The sequence below is a fragment of the Methylophilus sp. OH31 genome, from assembly GCF_000576615.1.
In the GTDB taxonomy this organism is placed as follows: Bacteria; Pseudomonadota; Gammaproteobacteria; order Burkholderiales; family Methylophilaceae; genus Methylophilus.
Window position 1 is genome coordinate 428,104 of sequence record NZ_BAUS01000002.1, and the last position, 17,283, is coordinate 445,386.

The 17,283-nt window shown below is 52.0% G+C and carries 17 protein-coding genes and 2 tRNA genes; 15 read left to right on the top strand and 4 right to left on the bottom strand.

Features of this window, described 5'->3' with window-relative positions; genetic code table 11:
- The first annotated feature begins 78 nt into the window (after window positions 1-78).
- Window positions 79-1,173, top strand: coding sequence for a VacJ family lipoprotein (locus OH31_RS03735; RefSeq protein WP_024929683.1), 1,095 nt, complete (start codon window positions 79-81; stop codon window positions 1,171-1,173).
- Between the two features lie 81 nt (window positions 1,174-1,254).
- On the opposite strand, the gene pmbA is transcribed toward OH31_RS03735, so the two are convergent.
- Window positions 1,255-2,577, bottom strand: a complete 1,323-nt coding sequence (pmbA, locus tag OH31_RS03740; RefSeq protein ID WP_024929684.1) for a metalloprotease PmbA — start codon at window positions 2,575-2,577, stop codon at window positions 1,255-1,257.
- Window positions 2,578-2,650: 73 nt separating this feature from the next.
- Between pmbA and yjgA the strand changes: the two genes are divergently transcribed.
- The gene (gene yjgA / locus OH31_RS03745) at window positions 2,651-3,211 is read left to right on the top strand and encodes a ribosome biogenesis factor YjgA (protein ID WP_019881701.1); all 561 of its coding nucleotides are present in this window, start codon (window positions 2,651-2,653) and stop codon (window positions 3,209-3,211) included.
- A gap of 77 nt (window positions 3,212-3,288) precedes the next feature.
- Window positions 3,289-3,540: a sulfurtransferase TusA family protein gene (locus OH31_RS03750; RefSeq protein WP_019881702.1), complete on the top strand. Its 252-nt coding sequence runs from the start codon at window positions 3,289-3,291 to the stop codon at window positions 3,538-3,540.
- Between the two features lie 57 nt (window positions 3,541-3,597).
- On the opposite strand, the gene OH31_RS03755 is transcribed toward OH31_RS03750, so the two are convergent.
- Together OH31_RS03755 and OH31_RS03760 are read right to left on the bottom strand one after the other, a co-directional pair.
- The gene (locus OH31_RS03755) at window positions 3,598-5,568 is read right to left on the bottom strand and encodes a site-specific recombinase (RefSeq protein WP_024929685.1); all 1,971 of its coding nucleotides are present in this window, start codon (window positions 5,566-5,568) and stop codon (window positions 3,598-3,600) included.
- A gap of 97 nt (window positions 5,569-5,665) precedes the next feature.
- Window positions 5,666-6,382 (bottom strand): PDZ domain-containing protein, encoded by a 717-nt coding sequence (locus OH31_RS03760; protein WP_024929686.1) that lies wholly within the window; start codon window positions 6,380-6,382, stop codon window positions 5,666-5,668.
- Between the two features lie 171 nt (window positions 6,383-6,553).
- Between OH31_RS03760 and mog the strand changes: the two genes are divergently transcribed.
- The 5 genes from mog to OH31_RS03790 are packed head-to-tail and all read left to right on the top strand — an operon-like array spanning window position 6,554 to window position 9,473.
- The gene (mog, locus tag OH31_RS03770) at window positions 6,554-7,153 is read left to right on the top strand and encodes a molybdopterin adenylyltransferase (RefSeq protein ID WP_024929687.1); all 600 of its coding nucleotides are present in this window, start codon (window positions 6,554-6,556) and stop codon (window positions 7,151-7,153) included.
- A 30-nt stretch (window positions 7,154-7,183) separates the two neighbouring features.
- On the top strand, window positions 7,184-7,540 hold the full coding sequence (locus tag OH31_RS03775; protein WP_019881707.1) for a hypothetical protein: 357 nt from the start codon (window positions 7,184-7,186) through the stop codon (window positions 7,538-7,540).
- Window positions 7,533-8,480, top strand: coding sequence for a thiamine-phosphate kinase (gene thiL, locus OH31_RS03780; protein ID WP_024929688.1), 948 nt, complete (start codon window positions 7,533-7,535; stop codon window positions 8,478-8,480). The genes OH31_RS03775 and thiL overlap by 8 nt, the downstream gene beginning before the upstream one ends.
- A complete protein-coding gene (locus OH31_RS03785) occupies window positions 8,464-8,973 on the top strand; it encodes a phosphatidylglycerophosphatase A (protein WP_024929689.1) in 510 nt (169 codons plus the stop codon). Before thiL ends, OH31_RS03785 begins: the two co-directional genes overlap by 17 nt.
- The gene (locus OH31_RS03790) at window positions 8,970-9,473 is read left to right on the top strand and encodes a CinA family protein (protein ID WP_024929690.1); all 504 of its coding nucleotides are present in this window, start codon (window positions 8,970-8,972) and stop codon (window positions 9,471-9,473) included. The genes OH31_RS03785 and OH31_RS03790 overlap by 4 nt, the downstream gene beginning before the upstream one ends.
- Window positions 9,474-9,479: 6 nt before the next feature.
- Here OH31_RS03790 and OH31_RS03795 read toward each other — a convergent pair whose 3' ends face one another.
- Entirely contained in the window at window positions 9,480-9,839 is a 360-nt protein-coding gene (locus OH31_RS03795; protein ID WP_024929691.1) for a hypothetical protein, read from the bottom strand.
- 272 nt (window positions 9,840-10,111) lie between these two features.
- Between OH31_RS03795 and recA the strand changes: the two genes are divergently transcribed.
- From recA to OH31_RS03830, 7 genes are all read left to right on the top strand, one after another.
- Window positions 10,112-11,140 carry a recombinase RecA gene (gene recA / locus OH31_RS03800; protein ID WP_019881712.1) on the top strand — a complete coding sequence of 343 codons (1,029 nt, stop codon included), beginning with the start codon at window positions 10,112-10,114 and terminating at the stop codon, window positions 11,138-11,140.
- Window positions 11,141-11,145: 5 nt separating this feature from the next.
- Window positions 11,146-11,634: a recombination regulator RecX gene (recX, locus tag OH31_RS03805; RefSeq protein ID WP_024929692.1), complete on the top strand. Its 489-nt coding sequence runs from the start codon at window positions 11,146-11,148 to the stop codon at window positions 11,632-11,634.
- On the top strand, window positions 11,609-14,260 hold the full coding sequence (gene alaS, locus OH31_RS03810; RefSeq protein WP_024929693.1) for an alanine--tRNA ligase: 2,652 nt from the start codon (window positions 11,609-11,611) through the stop codon (window positions 14,258-14,260). Before recX ends, alaS begins: the two co-directional genes overlap by 26 nt.
- 25 nt (window positions 14,261-14,285) lie before the next feature.
- Entirely contained in the window at window positions 14,286-15,515 is a 1,230-nt protein-coding gene (locus OH31_RS03815; protein ID WP_019881715.1) for an aspartate kinase, read from the top strand.
- A 290-nt stretch (window positions 15,516-15,805) separates the two neighbouring features.
- Window positions 15,806-15,899: transfer RNA gene (locus OH31_RS03820), tRNA-Ser, on the top strand.
- 120 nt (window positions 15,900-16,019) lie between these two features.
- Window positions 16,020-16,096, top strand: a tRNA-Arg gene (locus OH31_RS03825).
- Between the two features lie 229 nt (window positions 16,097-16,325).
- Window positions 16,326-17,255, top strand: coding sequence for a polyprenyl synthetase family protein (locus tag OH31_RS03830; protein WP_024929694.1), 930 nt, complete (start codon window positions 16,326-16,328; stop codon window positions 17,253-17,255).
- Window positions 17,256-17,283: the final 28 nt, after the last annotated feature.

Genomic DNA, 17,283 nt, shown 5'->3' on the forward strand with positions numbered 1-17,283 from the left:
CGAAGTACGCACTGCAAGCTGTGTTGGGGATACAACAATTTAAATGCGCTTGAAAAGCTTCTAAACATAATGACAAATATGAAAACATTAAGAGCGATTGTACTGACTGCAGTTCTGGTGAGTGTCTCTGGTTGCGCCACAACCAATAAAGACCCACTGGAAGGCATCAACCGGGGAATTTACAAATTTAACGATGTGGCTGACCGTTATGCCATGAAACCCGTTGCCAAAGCCTACAAAGCCGTTGCGCCTACGCCTGTGCGTACTGGCATCAGCAACTTCTTTAGCAACCTCGGCACCTTGACCACCGTCGTGAATGACCTGTTGCAACTGAAGTTTGCCCAGGCCTTTACCGATGCTGGCCGCTTTGTCATCAACTCTACCTTTGGTATTGCCGGTTTTATTGATGTGGCCAGCATGGACAATGTGCCAAAACACCAGGAAGACTTTGGTCAAACCCTGGGTTACTGGGGCGTTGGTTCCGGCGCGTATCTGGTGCTGCCGATTGTTGGGCCGAGCACCGTGCGTGATGCCAGCGGTTTGTTCATTGATACCGTGACTTCCGACCCGATTACCTATTTGCATAATACTGGCCAGATCCGTGCCCACAACCAGGTACGTGCGATACAGTTGCTGGATAAACGCACGCAATTGCTGGATGCGACCGATTTGGTGGATAACGCGTCGATTGATCCCTATGCATTTATGCGTGATGCTTACCTGCAACGCCGTGCCAGCCTGATCCAGGATGGCCTGGTACCTAAAGAGTTGCTGGAAGATGAGTTCGAGCCTGCAGATGAAGATACGCCAAACCATTCGGAACAAACACCAGCCACCACGGATGCCGTATTGTTGCAATCTGCCGCGCCAATCGAAGGCACTGCGACTGAGAATGCAGTCACTGAAGGTGCACCGGTAGCGCAGCCAGCGCAAGCAGTGGATGCCTCTGAGTCTGTCGTTTCTGAGGCGACCGCTGCTGAAATGGTCATCGAGTTAAGCGAATCCACGGAAATCGCGCCTGAGGCATTGCCGCCGATGCTGGATCAGTCTCAAGCAGATCAAGCTGCTGCAGAACAAGAACCCGTGGTTGAAAACGAAGCTGCAACTGCAGCCATGGTTGCGGGTGTTGATGAAACATTGTTGACCCTGGATGCTGCAGTGCCCGAGCAATAGTAGCCGACATCTTCGGTGATACAAAAAAGGCTTTGCGTTGTGCAAAGCCTTTTTTATTTGCTGTCGCTGTGACCGCGGTATTTATTCCGCAGAGGCGATGGTCATCCGCTCAATCAGTATCGATCCGGTCAGTCTTGAGCTGTTCGGAATGGTATCGTTACCAATCGCAACAATGCTTTTCAACATGTCTTTCATATTGCCCGCAATGGTGATTTCTTCTACCGGGTGCACAATCTGCCCGTTCTCTATCCAATAGCCAGCAGCTCCTCGGGAATAGTCACCTGTCACCATATTCATACCGTGCCCTAATAGCTCTGTCACCAGCAAGCCGGTGCCCATGGTATGCAACAGTTGCTCAAGGTTATGGCCTGTTGAACGCACCATAATGTTGTGCGCGCCACCAGCATTGCCTGTCGACTGCATGCCCAGCTTGCGGGCAGAATAGCTCCCCAGTAAATATCCTTGTAACACACCGTTCTCAACCAGTGTGCGTGGGCGGCAAGCCACGCCTTCGCTATCAAAGGCGCTGCTGCCAGCACCTTTGAGTACAAACGGGTTTTCATCAATCTGCAGCAATGCGCTGGCAATGGGCTGGCCCAGGCTGTCGAGCAAGAAAGAGGATTTTCGGTATAAGTTGCCGCCAGAGATCGCACTAATCAAGGTGCCGATCAGGCCGCTTGCCAATGGCGCCTCAAATAAGACCGGGTATTGGCCGGTTTTGATCGGGCGAGCACCCAGGCGCTTGACAGTGCGCGAGCCCGCCGTCTGGCCGACTTGCTCCGGTGTGGCCAGGTCGTGCGCATCGCGCGCGCTGCTATACCAGTAATCACGTTGCATCAGGCCATCTGCTTCGGCAATCACCGAGCAACTGATGCTATGGCGTGAGCTTGGATAGCCGCCAATAAAACCATGGCTATTAGCATAAGCAAATGCACCGCTCTGGCTATAAATACTGGCACCTTCGCTGTTGCTAATACGTGTATCTACGGCGAGGGCGGCGGCCTCACAACGCTTGGCCAATGCCAGTGCGGCGTCGACGTCAATCTGCCACGGGTGGTGCAAGGATAAATCTGGAAATTCTGTCGCCATCAAATCGGCATCGGCCAAGCCGCAGAACGGGTCCTGCGCGGTATATTTTGCAATATTACAGGCGGCTTCAACCGTGTCTTTCAAGGCCTGAGGACTCAAGTCAGAGGTGCTGGCATAGCCTTTTCTCTGGCCAAAATACACCGTGACTGAACAGCCTTTGTCGCGGTTGTATTCAATGTTTTCAGTCTCGCCTTGCCTGACGGACACATTCTGGCCGGTGCCAAAACTGACCTCTGCTTCGGCACTGCTGGCACCTGCTTTACGTGTCAGTTGAATAATGTCTTGGGCGATTTGTTGAAGTTGATCCGATTGCATGCTGTACGCGCTTGTTTCTTGCTTGGCAGTTAAAACTGTTATCATACCCGATTTGGCAGAGATTGCTTTTACCATGACATCTGAAACCTTTGATGATTCCCAACCCAGTAAAACCAGATTGAAAGCAGAGGCGGATGCTGCGCAGGAAATAGGCCGTCAATTGGTTGCGCTACCTAAGGATAGATTGAAGAAACTTCAATTAGAGGAATCCTTGCTGGATGCCATTGCCGAAGCCAAGCGCATTACCGCGAATGGCGCCATTCGTCGCCAGATGCAGTATATCGGCCGTTTGATGCGTGACACTGATTTGGCGCCTATCGTCGAGCAACTGCAAAAATGGGACGGCAAACACAAGGAAGAAAATGCCCGCTTTCATCACATGGAGCGCTGGCGTATGCGCTTGCTTGAGGATGTCAAAGTGATCGAGTTGTTTATTGCTGAGTTTCCGCAAACCAATGTGCAGCAAATGCGTACCCTGATTCGCAATGCACAAAAAGAGCACGCCGCAGGCAAGCCACCCAAAAGTAGCCGCGAACTGTTTAAAGTGATTCGCGAAGTGATGGAGGGTAAAAGTGGTGCCGAAGATGATGCGTTTGATGCAGAGATGCCAGAAGACGAGTCTTTGGACGATTAATCATAAAACAAGATTGAATTAGCGAGTGGCGACTCTGTGTCAACGACTTGCTAATGACATGAAAGAGGGGAGGCAACATGCACAGCCATATTGATCTGGAACTTGATTTAACCGGTCTGGAAAGTCCGCTGCCCATGTTGAAAACGAAGGATGCGCTGGATCACTTGTTACCAGGGCAGGTCATGCTGGTAAAAACCACCGCCGCTGGCAGTGAGCAGAATATTCGTAATTTGATCAATAATCACCCGGTCAAATTATTGTCCTTGAACAAGGATAATGGCGTATTTCATTTCTTGATTGCAAAAGAAGCTGTATTGGCGGGCGAATAAGCGACTGTGCGTCATGTTTTATAAGCAGGCTGTAAAAAACAGCCTGCTGATTCAAGCTTATTCCGGTTTTTTGGGCGGTAGTAAAAACTTGCCAGGCTGACGATACAGCGCCGTCAACAGCTCCAGCCAAAAAGCCTTCCAGTGACGGTAACGTACTTTCCTCGATTTCATCGCCACATAAATCGCCAGGCCGAAGCTGGTGATCAGGTTGGTGGTGCCGACTAATGCAATGCCGAGTATCGTGGTTGCAATAATGTAGTGGCTGACCTGAAAGTCCAGGGCTGGCAAAGCGTAGCCGGCAAATGCCGCCACAAAAGTGACGTGGCGGATGTCCAGCGGCAAGCCCAACATGACGCCCAAGCCGGACGCAAAACCCAGCAAACAGCCAAAGTAGAAGTTACCCGCCAGCGCCCCCAGGTTGTGGCGGATATATTCGGTAATGCGCCACAGGCGATCTTTGCCTAGAAGATTTTGCAGCCAGTGCAAATGGCCTAAACGCTCCGGAATCCGGTTGTAAGCGGCTAAATTGTCGTGGTAGCCAGCGATCAGCCCGGATAAAAACAGGCAGACACCCGCTACCGCGGCATACATGACTGTCAGGCTGATCAGCGGGTTATTACTATCCAGTAAGGCATGCGCTTTTTCGGCGCCAATAAAATGATGGCCGGTGGCTTGCATGATCAGCCAGTCAATCAGGATCGCCATCGGAATCACCACCACCACATTACCCAGGATGGCAATAGTCTGGCTGCTGGTGGTTTGCGCGACAATATTCACCAGGTTATGGATGTTTTTGCTATCGTGGCCATGGTCATCTATGGTGGAGGCGATGGTTGCCGCCGTCATCGCCGGTTGTTTGGTGGCGACGGTAAAGTGCAGCAAATGGATAATGACAAAACCCAGGCCGTAATTGAGACTGAACAGGATCGCTTCTGTCAGCGGCGGCAGGTGGTAGCTGGCAATCATGATTTTAATCATGCCCATGATGGCGATGATAATGCCCGCGCCCATGGCTGAGCCCATCAGTTTGAAGTATTCATTGCGGTGTTGCGCGATGTAATGCTCGCCGGTGTGGCTGGCGTTTTCAGTCACGCGCAAGGCCAGTAACTCTGTATTTTGGCGCCAGTATTCAGACAGGTTGTTTTTCTTGCATTCGGCATCTACCAGTTGTTTGAGCAAACGTGTGATGGCGTGGCTGACATCATGCTTCAGGATCAGGCCATGCAAAATATCCAGCAATAACTGCATGCGTTGAATTTGCTGCAATATGCGTTGCATCAGCGCCGTGAGCGAAATGCTGGTCCCGGTTTTGGCATTCGATTTGCGGATTTCATACGTCAGCTGCTCGCAGCGTTTGAGCACGCTGTACAAATGCTGGATGTCTTCTGCCTGAATCGCCGGCAGTGCCAGAAACTGTTGAATTTCGATGTTTTGCGTAATAAACGGCGAGCCATTCGACTCCAGGTCTTCATGTTGCAAAATCAGCTCGGGGTCCAGTCCGGAAGCGGATAAGCGATACGACAGCACCTGTAGTGCATCTTTGACCTCCTGGATACAGTTTTGCTGTTGCTGCGCGTTACCCTGGCTGATGTCCAGTGTCTGCATGAAGTCGCGCCAGACGGTGTCCGGCATGCCAATAACCCAGTCGACATCACTGTTTTTGTGAAATATCTGCCCAAACACATCTTTCAGGTATTTGGGGTCTGGCACATCGGGCAGTAGCTTGTGCCAGAGGCGGCGGTAGATTTCGGTGAAAAAACCAAGATCAGACTGGATGCCATGGTCGGAATAGAGCGAAATCACACTTTTTTCGTCCAGTAACCTGAGCAGGCTGTTACGCAATGACAAGGCATACTGTGGATGTTGCTGCAGCAGAAAGCACAAAGCCTGTAACGCCTTGCTGGCGCTCTCGATGTCGGTGGACACCTTGGGGCGGATATCGTCGAACAGCGCCCGCAAGAATTGGATATCGTCCAGGTCACCGGCAGCTTCACGGGCTGCCTGGTGCTCGAAGGTAGGTTGAAACATGCACAACACTTTCTGTAATTCTATTTTTAACAAAGGGATTGCCGCTTACATGAGGAGTAGGGTGGCAATCGCTCGGGGGCTACTAAAGTCGTGGCCGTTATAACTGTACATCAGTCGCCAGTGGCTCTCCTTGGCGCTCTAATTGCAATTTGACGGCTTTGCCACGGTATTTTCTCACCAGGTTGGACAGTTGGGCCGCATCATCCACTTTTTCGTTGTTGAGGCTCAGTAATTGATCGCCACGCACCACACCGCCTTTTTCAGCTGCAGAGCCATGAATCACTGCGATCACGCGTACGCCCTCACTGCTGGCAGTGTTAGTCGGCACATCCTCACCTTGCGTCGCCTGTTTAGGCACCAGTTTAATCACATGGATACCCAGCAGCGGAGGTGGCAGTTTTGCCCAGTAGGTGGCGTAATAGCGATAGCTGCTGGCGGTTGCCGCCACATCTTTTTCGGTCAGTGATTGCCCTTTTTTAACCGCTTCTTTGATGACTTCCATTCTGGATGACGGCGAAGCGCCGCCAGCCTTTTTCATATAAACCAGGATGCTGTCGGCCTGGATAGCGCGGCCATGGTTGCGTGCCTGTTCCGCATCGACTTCGCCCGCTTCAAAGCTACTGAATCCCATCAGGTCGTAACCGTTTTCCAGCATCTTGATATTGTCTTCATCGCGGCGCGTACCACTGAATAGCTGCGGTTCTGGGTTCGCTTGCAACGAGTGTAAATCACCCTGATTTTGTGCCTGGTAATGGTTGCTGTAAGGGTTGTCTTCTGCCCAGGTGGCAGGGCTGAAGGCCAGGGCTACCAGCATGGCAGCATGCTTAATATATAAGGACCACTTGCTTGATAAGGAAGGGGCGGGCATAACGGACTGTCCAGGCTTGCACAGGGGGTTCATCGAATTCTCCATGATCGAATGGCAGGTTGTAATGTTATGATGTATTGGTACATTAACACAGTCACCATTGACATAGACCAGGTTATGCAAGAACAATTCGCGCGCATTGGATTAGTTTCTATCAGTGATCGTGCCTCGCAAGGCGTATATGAAGACAAGGGCATCCCGGCGCTTACCGCCTGGCTGGCACAAGCCCTGGTTTCTCCATATACAGTATCCAGCCGCCTGATTGCCGATGATCAAGCGACCATTTCCCAGACTCTCAAGCAACTGGTGGACGAAGAAGGTTGCCACCTGGTGCTGACCACGGGCGGCACCGGCCCTGCGCTCAGGGATGTAACGCCGGAGGCGACATTGGCGATTGCCGACCGTGACATGCCAGGCTTCGGTGAGCAAATGCGGCAAATCAGCCTGCGTTTTGTGCCAACGGCGCTTTTGTCGCGCCAGGTGGCGGTGATCCGCAAGCAATGCCTGGTGATTAACTTGCCGGGACAGCCCAAATCGATACAGGAAACGCTGGAAGGCCTTAAAGATAACGAAGGCAATACGCTGGTGCCGGGTATTTTTGCGGCAGTGCCGTATTGCCTGGACTTGCTGGCGACCAGCGACAAACCGATGCCTTATCTGGAAACTGACGAAACCATCGTCAAATCTTTTCGTCCTAAATCTGCCATTCGTAAATAAACTCAATTCTTCAGTAATTAAAGAGATTGCATGCGTTACCACACCATTTCCCGGCTGATTTTTATAAGTTGTTTTGCTTTGCTGACCTATTTGTTGCTGATGGAAATGGCGCCAACAAACGATGGCTCAATTTACAAAGACAAAATTCAGCATGTGATTGCCTTTGGTGGTGTCACTTTCTGGGGCTTGTTGGCATTTCAACGTTTTCCTAAAACGACTTTGTTCGGGCTGACCGCATTTGGTGCGCTGATGGAAGTATTGCAAGGCATACTCACTACCACCAGGCAGCCCAGCGTCTATGACTGGCTGGCGGATGTCGTTGGTATTTTGCTGGCTTGGGGCATCGCCACGGTGTGGTTGCGCTGGTGGCAGGGTCGTCGTGGCTGAGTTTGCGCTCATCGCCAAATATTTTACCCGGCCAGCACAAGCTGATCTGGGCGTGGGCGATGATGCGGCCCTGATTCGCGTGCGATCTGGCTATCAGTTGGCGGTTTCGGCAGATATGTCAGTGGCAGGCACACATTTTTTTGCCGATATTGACCCGTTTGTCATCGGCTGGAAATCGATGGCGGTGAATGTCAGTGATATGGCCGCCATGGGCGCCGAGCCAAAATGGGCCACCTTGTCGATTGCCTTGCCAGAGGTTGATGGGTCCTGGTTGCAAAGGTTTAGTGACGGGCTGTTTGCCTGTGCTGATGCTTTTGGCGTGTCACTGATTGGCGGTGACACCACGCGCGGACCATTGAATGTCGCGATTAATATCATGGGTGAAGTGCCGCAAGGCCAGGCATTGCAGCGCAATGGCGCGCAAGCGGGCGATGATATCTGGGTCAGTGGCGTATTGGGGCAGGCTGCTTTATGGCTGCAGCATCGCTTAGGCAAGCTGGATGTGCATGCCGAAGAACTCGCTGCGCTGGCCACGGCCATGCACCACCCGCAACCGCGCGTGGCGTTAGGGCTGGCATTGCGTGGCATGGCGACCTCCGCACTGGATATTTCAGATGGCTTGCTGGCAGATCTGGCGCACATACTAGAGGCGTCTGCCGTTGGCGCTGAGCTGGATTGGGCGGCGATGCCCAAGCCATTGTTGCCGCTGTCGTCAGTGACAGACACTGTGTTGCAACAGGCAGTGTTGGCCGGTGGCGATGATTATGAATTATGTTTTACTGCTGCGCCGCAGCACAGGGATGCCTTGCAGGCACTTTCAACGCAACTGGGGTTGCCCTTGAGCCGTATTGGGAAAGTGACTGCGCATGCAGGTTTACAGGTGTTTAACGGTGAGGCCCGCATCGACTTATCGCAGAAAGGGTATGCGCATTTTGGCTAATGACCGTCAGCCACCGCAGCCGCCAAGTTGGCGCTTGCTGTTTTCACATCCTTTACATTGCCTGAGTTTTGGCCTGGGCACAGGCTTGTCGCCCAAAGCGCCCGGTACCGTCGGCACATTATTGGGCTTTCCACTGTATTGGCTATTGATGAATTTGCCACTCGCACAGCAGTGCTTAAGTTTAGGCGTGTTGTTCTTGCTCGGCGTCTGGTGTTGTGAAGTGACAGGGCGCGCACTAGGTGTCAGTGACCATGGTGCCATTGTGTGGGATGAAGTCGTGGCGATGGCCGCGGTGTTGATCGCGGTGCCCTTCACCTTGGGCTGGGGCCTAGCTGCGTTTGCCAGCTTTCGTTTGTTTGATATCTGGAAGCCTTTTCCGATTGGCTGGGTCGATCAGCGCGTAAAAGGCGGCTTTGGGGTAATGCTGGATGATGTCTTGGCCGCAATCATGGCCATATTACTATTGCAAGTCGCGCAAGGATTTTTGTCATGAATATGCTGCTTGAGTTAAGCACTAGCCTGGGGCAGGCGCTGCAAGCAAAACACTGGCAACTGGCGCTCGCCGAGTCTTGCACTGGCGGTATGGTGGCGCAAGCGGTAACTGCCATCGCCGGTAGTTCCGGCTGGTTTGACCGTGGTTTCGTCACCTACAGCAATGCGGCAAAAACTGAAATGCTGGGTGTTCCTGCTGCATTGATTGCCGAGTTTGGTGCAGTCAGCGAGCCAGTGGCCGAAGCAATGGCGTTGGGGGTATTGCAATATAGTCAGGCGCATCTGAGTGCTGCCATCACCGGCATTGCTGGTCCAGGTGGCGGGTCACTGCACAAGCCAGTCGGCACTGTGTGCTTTGCCTGGGCATCTCGCGGTGATGGTGACAGCGGCAATACTACGGTGATAGAAACCCGTCATTTTGAAGGCGATAGAACGCAAGTGCGTGAGCAGGCCGCCAGCTATTTGCTGGCTGGCTTGCTTAAGATAGCTAATGCGTTGTAATCAGAACTAGCGGTGATGATGGTGGCCGTGACCATGGCCATGTCCGCCGCCGCCATTCCAGCCACCACCGTAAAAGTTTCTCGGGCCGTAGTTGTAACCGCCATAGCCACCGTTTCCATACGAAAACTGGATAAAGCCAGGCGCTGGTTGCGGATAAGCCACTGCTGGCACGCCATAGAAGTTACTTTGCGGATGGCGGTAAACGACCACTGGTGGTGGCGCATAATATACCGGAGGTGGTGCGTAGTAAGCAGGTGGATACGGATTGCCGACCACCACACCGACAGACCAGTTGTCCTGTGCTTGTGCGCTAAAGGCAGCCAGGCTGCCCAGCGTGAATGTCAAAATATATTTTACGATTTTCATAAATTCTCCTCACACGGAAAACAAATTAATGCTCCCTGAAGCTTTAACGCACCTGTCATCTAACGGTTGACAGCCACTGCGTTCAAATCGGCGACCTTGTCGTTATTCACTGACAGTCGCCGGTGAGCGTTCGCAGTTGGCATTCACTCGCCTAATTCATGGCTTCGCCATTTCACTGATGGTCGATTTATGAAATAATTAGAAGTTATTGTTTGAAGTATATAGCGTTTGTGTAAACAACGCATTTTTATTGGTCAAAGAAAGCAATCAGCATGGATGACAACAAAAGCAAAGCGCTCGCCGCCGCACTCTCTCAAATTGAAAAACAGTTCGGCAAAGGCTCCATTATGCGCATGGGCGACGGCGATATCGGTGAGGACTTGCAAGTCGTCTCCACCGGCTCGCTGGGCCTGGACATCGCGCTGGGCGTAGGCGGTTTGCCGCGTGGCCGGATTGTGGAGATTTATGGCCCTGAGTCTTCAGGTAAAACCACGCTGACTTTGTCAGCTATTGCAGAAATGCAAAAGCTTGGCGGGGTGGCCGCATTTATCGATGCCGAGCATGCGTTGGATCCGCAATACGCGGCCAAGCTGGGCGTGAATGTGCCTGAGTTGCTGATTTCCCAGCCGGATACCGGTGAGCAAGCACTGGAAATCGCCGACATGCTGGTGCGTTCTGGTTCTGTCGATATCGTGGTGGTTGACTCGGTTGCGGCGCTGACACCGCGTGCTGAAATTGAAGGCGAAATGGGTGACAGCCATATGGGCTTGCAAGCACGCTTGATGTCGCAAGCACTGCGCAAGTTGACCGGCAATATCAAGCGTACCAATACGCTGGTGATTTTTATTAACCAGATCCGTATGAAAATTGGCGTCATGTTTGGCAACCCGGAAACGACCACAGGCGGTAACGCACTGAAATTCTATTCTTCTGTACGTTTGGATATCCGCCGTACCGGCGCGATTAAAAAGGGCGATGAAGTCATTGGTTCTGAAACCCGCGTCAAAGTGATTAAAAACAAAGTCGCGCCGCCATTTAAGCAGGCCGAATTTGACATCATGTACGGCGAAGGCATTTCACGCCTAGGCGAAGTGATTGAACTCGGCACCAACCTCAAACTGGTGGAAAAAGCCGGTGCCTGGTATAGCTACAACGGTGAAAAAATCGGCCAGGGTAAAGAAAACGCCAAAGAGTTCCTGCGTGAAAATCCAGCCATTGCGGCAGAGATCGAAGCCAAGATTCGCGACAACTCGAATGTGCTGGCCGATAGCATGCCTTCAGCCAGAGGCGAGGACGATTAATTCCGTTGCCACCACCCCCAGCAAAAAAGCCGTTAGAAAAATCCTTACGCCAGCGTGCGCTGGAGCTATTAAGCAAGCGGGAGTATTCTGCGGCCGAGCTGGCGCAAAAGCTTAAGGCTTACGCCGATGAAGCCGATGATATACCTGCCTTGATCGCAGACTTTCAAGCGCGTGGCTGGTTAAGTGATGCACGCTACACCGAGCAAATGGTGCATGCGCGCCAGGCCAAGTTTGGTGCGGCACGGGTGGCTAACGAGTTACGCGAAAAAGGGGTGGATGACGCCTTGATTGCCGAAGCCGTTGCCGGTTTGCAAGAGAATGAAGTAGCACGCGCCAGGGAAGTCTGGCGCAAAAAGTTTAAAGCGGCCGCGACGACGCGTGAAGAATGGGCGAAACAAGCCCGTTTTTTACAAAGCCGCGGTTTTACGTTTCAAGTGATTAAACATATTTTGAATAGACACGCAGAAGATGACAGTCCAGAAGACTACAGTTAGTTACGGAAGTAACCCTTCCAGCAAGCAAATCCGCCAGGCTTTCCTGGATTTCTTTGCTTCCAAAGGCCACCAGGTGGTGACTTCCAGCTCGCTGGTGCCGCATGGTGACCCGACCCTGCTGTTCACCAATGCGGGTATGAACCAGTTTAAGGATGTGTTTCTCGGCTTTGACAAACGCGCTTATACCCGCGCGGCGTCAGCCCAGAAATGCGTACGCGCAGGCGGTAAACATAACGACCTCGAAAACGTCGGTTATACCGCTCGCCACCACACCTTTTTTGAGATGCTGGGTAACTTCAGCTTTGGTGACTACTTCAAGCGTGATGCGATCAAGTTTGCCTGGGAGTTGTTGACCGAGGTGTACGCTTTGCCCAAAGAGCGCCTGATGGTCACTGTCTATGCGGAAGATGACGAAGCTTACGATATCTGGAATAAAGAAGTCGGCGTGCCTGCGGATAAAATTGTCCGTATTGGCGACAACAAGGGCGCGCGTTACGCGTCTGACAATTTCTGGATGATGGGCGATACTGGGCCTTGCGGCCCCTGTACCGAGATTTTCTATGACCACGGTGCGCATATTCCAGGAGGTCCTCCAGGTTCACCTGATGAAGACGGCGACCGTTTCATCGAAATCTGGAACAACGTCTTCATGCAGTTTAACCGCGATGAAGCAGGTGTGATGCATCCCTTGCCCAAGCCATCGGTCGATACCGGTATGGGCCTGGAGCGTATTTCTGCCGTGTTGCAGGGTGTGCATGCCAACTACGAAATCGACTTGTTTCAGGCGCTGATTAAAGCAGCTGCGCGCGAAACCCATACCGTTGACCTGGATAGCCCGTCACTCAAAGTGCTGGCTGACCATATCCGTGCCTGCTCCTTCCTGATTGCCGATGGTGTGATTGCCGGCAATGAAGGCCGTGGTTATGTGCTGCGCCGGATTATCCGCCGCGCGATTCGTCATGGTTACAAACTTGGCTGTAGAGCCGCGTTCTTCCACAAGCTGGTCGCGGATCTGGTGGCTGAAATGGGTGAGGCTTATCCTGAGCTTGTGAGCAACCAGGCACGCATCACCGATATTCTCAAGCAGGAAGAAGACCGTTTCTTTGAAACCATTGAAAACGGCATGCAGATTCTGGAAGCAGAATTAGCCACCAAACCTGCTATTTTCAATGGCGATCTGGCGTTTAAGTTGCATGATACCTTCGGCTTTCCGCTGGATTTGACCGCAGATATCTGCCGCGAGCGAGGTGTGATCGTGGATACGGCTGGTTTTGATGCCGCCATGGCGCGTCAAAAGGAACAGGCACGCGCGGCCGGTAAATTTAAAATGGCGCTGAATCTTGAATATGATGGCGCGGCAACAACTTTCCACGGTTACGACAAGCTGGAGACGCAGGCCAACGTATTAGCGTTGTATAAAGATGGTAGCCCGGTCAACACCTTAAACGAGGGCGACATGGGTGTGGTGGTGCTAGATGACACGCCTTTTTACGCTGAGTCTGGTGGCCAGATTGGCGATAGCGGTGAACTCAAGTCAGCTAACGGTATTTTTGCCGTAGAAGATACGCAAAAAATCCAGGCGGCGGTATTTGGTCACCATGGCGTACTTAAAACCGGCAGCTTGTCAGTCGGTGATACGTTAGCTGCCAAGGTCAATTTGCAAGCGCGTGCCAACACCATGCGTAACCACTCTGCCACGCATTTGATGCACAAAGCCTTGCGTGAAGTGCTGGGTGAACACGTACAGCAAAAAGGCAGTCTGGTGGATACCGAAAAAACCCGTTTTGACTTTGTGCATAATGCGCCGATGACGGATGCAGAGATTGCCAAAGTGGAAACCTTGGTGAATGCGGAAATTCTTGCCAACGCAGCCACGCAAGCACGTGTGATGGACATTGAGTCTGCGCAGCAAACCGGTGCCATGATGCTGTTTGGTGAAAAATATGGTGACGAAGTACGCGTGCTGGATATCGGTACTTCCCGTGAATTATGTGGTGGCACCCATGTCAGCCGTACCGGCGATATCGGTTTGTTTAAAATCACCGCTGAGAGTGGTGTGGCTGCTGGCGTGCGTCGCGTGGAAGCGACCACAGGCGAGGGCGCATTGAAGCTGGTGCAAACGCAACAAGCCCTGATTAATCAGGTGGCTGGTGAGTTGAAAGCGCCAGCGCATGAGCTGCCTGCCAAGATCGCCCAAGTGATGGATAACGTCAAGTCGCTGGAAAAGGAACTGGCACGCTTGAAATCCAAATTGGCATCCTCGCAGGGCGATGACCTGGCGGCGCAAGCCGTGGATATCAATGGCGTCAAACTGCTGGCGGCAACGCTGGAAGGTGCTGATGCCAATGCTTTACGCGAAACCATGGACAAGCTCAAGGATAAACTCAAATCTGCCGTCATTGTCTTGTCCAGTGTCGCTGACGGTAAAGTCAGCCTGGCAGCAGGCGTAACTGCTGATTTAACGGCCAAGGTGAAAGCAGGTGAGCTGGTGAATCATGTGGCAGGCCAGGTCGGTGGCAAGGGCGGTGGCAAGCCGGATATGGCGATGGCTGGTGGTACCGAGCCAGCCAATTTGCCGCAGGCACTGGCAAGCGTGAAGGCTTGGGCAGAAGCAAAACTAAATTAATTCAATTGATTAACAGAGCGAAATAATGGCATTAATCGTACAAAAATATGGTGGCACCTCAGTCGCCAATCCCGAGCGTATCCGTCATGTGGCGCGTCGTGTTGCGCGCTATAAAGCCATGGGGCATCAAGTGGTGGTCGTGGTGTCTGCCATGTCCGGTGAAACCAACCGTTTGATCTCCTTGGCCAAGGAAATCATGCCGGATCCGGATCCACGTGAGTTGGACGTCATGGTGTCCACCGGTGAGCAAGTGACCATAGGCATGACTGCCCTGGCGCTGATGGAGCTTGGTATCAAGGCAAAAAGCTATACCGGCACCCAGGTCAAAATTCTGACGGATGATGCGTATAACAAAGCGCGCATTCTGGACATCGATCAGCACAACCTGAAAAAAGACCTCGATGACGGCTATGTCTGTGTGGTGGCAGGTTTTCAGGGCGTAGATGCCAATGGCAATATCACCACGCTGGGTCGCGGTGGATCTGATACCACTGGTGTGGCCTTGGCTGCTGCTTTAAAAGCCGATGAATGCCAGATTTATACCGATGTGGATGGCGTGTATACCACCGATCCTCGCGTGGTGCCTGAAGCGCGCCGCCTGGAAAAAATCACTTTTGAAGAGATGCTGGAACTGGCGTCTCAAGGCTCTAAAGTGCTGCAGATTCGTTCTGTGGAGTTCGCCGGTAAATACAAAGTCAAATTGCGTGTGTTGTCCAGCTTTGAAGAAGAAGGCGACGGCACACTGATCACATTCGAAGAAAATGAGGAAAACATGGAAGAACCAATTATCTCCGGCATCGCTTTTAACCGCGATGAGGCGAAAATTACCGTGACTGGCGTGCCTGATAAACCAGGCATCGCTTATCAAATCCTGGGCCCGGTGGCAGATGCCAATATCGATGTCGACATGATTATCCAGAACGTCGGCGCTGATGGCACGACTGACTTTACCTTTACTGTGCATAAGAATGAAATGAATAAGACGCTGGCCTTGTTACGTGACAAGGTGCAAGGTCATATCCAGGCACGTGAAATCAGTGGCGATGACAAGATCGCCAAGGTGTCTGTGGTCGGCGTGGGCATGCGCTCACATGTGGGTATTGCCAGCCAGATGTTCCGCACACTGGCCGAAGAGGGCATTAATATCCAGATGATTTCTACCAGCGAAATTAAAATCGCCGTGGTGATCGAGGAGAAATATATGGAGCTGGCGGTACGCGTGCTGCATAAAGCGTTCGGTTTAGAAAACGCTTAATAGAAACGCGGAATAAGCGGCTGCGCGGGCGAATTGCTGCGTTACGCGGTACTCAAAATCCTCATGTACTACAGTACATTCCGGTTTCTGCGTTCCGTGCGCCTTGCACTTCATCCCGCTCGCTCGCTGATTTCACGTTTCCTTTATGTAAAGAAATAAAACATTCTTGTTTTTGACGTTGATTTCTGAAGGGTTTTCACGTAGTATGGCGCCCTTCGATGCAGTAGCAATACTGCAAAGAGAACAGCGTAAGCTGTGTTGGTTTTATTAGGACTTGATTGTTTTAATAAGGTGAGCTGGCCGAGAGGTCGAAGGCACTTCCCTGCTAAGGAAGCATATGGGCTTAAACCTGTATCGAGGGTTCGAATCCCTCGCTCACCGCCAAAAACCTTGCTCCGCGCGGGTGTTGTTTTTGGTAGATTGGTTGTTGGATGTGAATCTGCACCGCCACAAAGCTTAAAATAGTGTTATAATGCTGTTTTTGTTGCATAGCAGCAAACCTTGGCGCCCGTAGCTCAGTTGGATAGAGTATTTGGCTACGAACCAAAGGGTCGGGCGTTCGAATCGCTCCGGGCGCGCCAAAAATAAAAAGCCTTGTTTCTTCGGAAGCAAGGCTTTTTTCTTTTCTGTCATCCATCATGTATTTGCTGCTTATTCGCCGGACTTGCTGCATGATCAATGCTGTCTGTATGTATATTCTGCCGCCTTGAGCGTAGCGAGAGGCGGGGCAGGTATGGTATGCTTTAACTTTGTTTTTTCATTGGTGTTTCAGTGTCTCTAAATGCTTGTTTGGCGCGGATTGCAGGCGATATGCAGCAGGTGGATGCCGTTATTCGCCAGTCTTTGTCATCTCAAGTTCCGCTGATTAATCAAATTTCGGAATACATCATCCACAGTGGTGGCAAGCGCTTGCGTCCGGCACTGGTATTAATGTCCGGCGATTTGGCTGGCGCGGTGACGCCGGCGCACCATTCATTAGCCGCCATCATCGAATTTATTCATACCGCGACCTTGTTGCATGATGACGTGGTAGATGCGTCTGAGCTGCGTCGTGGTAAGTCGACAGCCAATCATGTGTATGGCAACCCGGCCAGTGTATTGGTGGGTGATTTTTTGTATTCACGCGCCTTCCAGATGATGGTGAAGTTGCAAAACATGCGCGTGATGGAGATCTTGGCCGATGCGACCAATGTGATTTCTGAAGGCGAAGTGTTGCAGTTGCTTAATGTGCGCAATATTGGCGTCAGTGAGCAGGATTATTTACAGGTGATCCACTTTAAGACCGCCAAGCTGTTTGAAGCAGCGACACGTTTGGGCGCTGTGCAGTGCCAGGCCAACGTTGAGCAGGAAGAGGGTTTGGCCACCTATGGCATGCATTTGGGCACTGCGTTTCAGCTGATTGATGATGTGCTGGACTTAACCGGCGACAGCGAAAAAATAGGCAAAACCTTGGGCAATGATCTGGCAGAAGGCAAAGTGACGCTGCCGATGTTGTATGCGATTCAACAAGCACCAGCAGCGCAAGCCGATCTTGTGAAGCAGGCCTTGCTGGAAGGGCAGGTGTCTCAGTTAGGCGCTGTGCTGGAAATTTTGCATGCGGTGAAAGCATTTGATTACGTGCGCGCCGTCGCGCAAAAAGAAGCCAGGCTGGCCTGTGAGGCCTTATCCGTATTCGTGCCAACAGAAGCCAAGCAGGTCTTGCTGGATTTGGCTAACTTCTCTGTCAGTCGTCAGCAATAACCTTACAGCCAGCCTGTGAGCAGGCTGA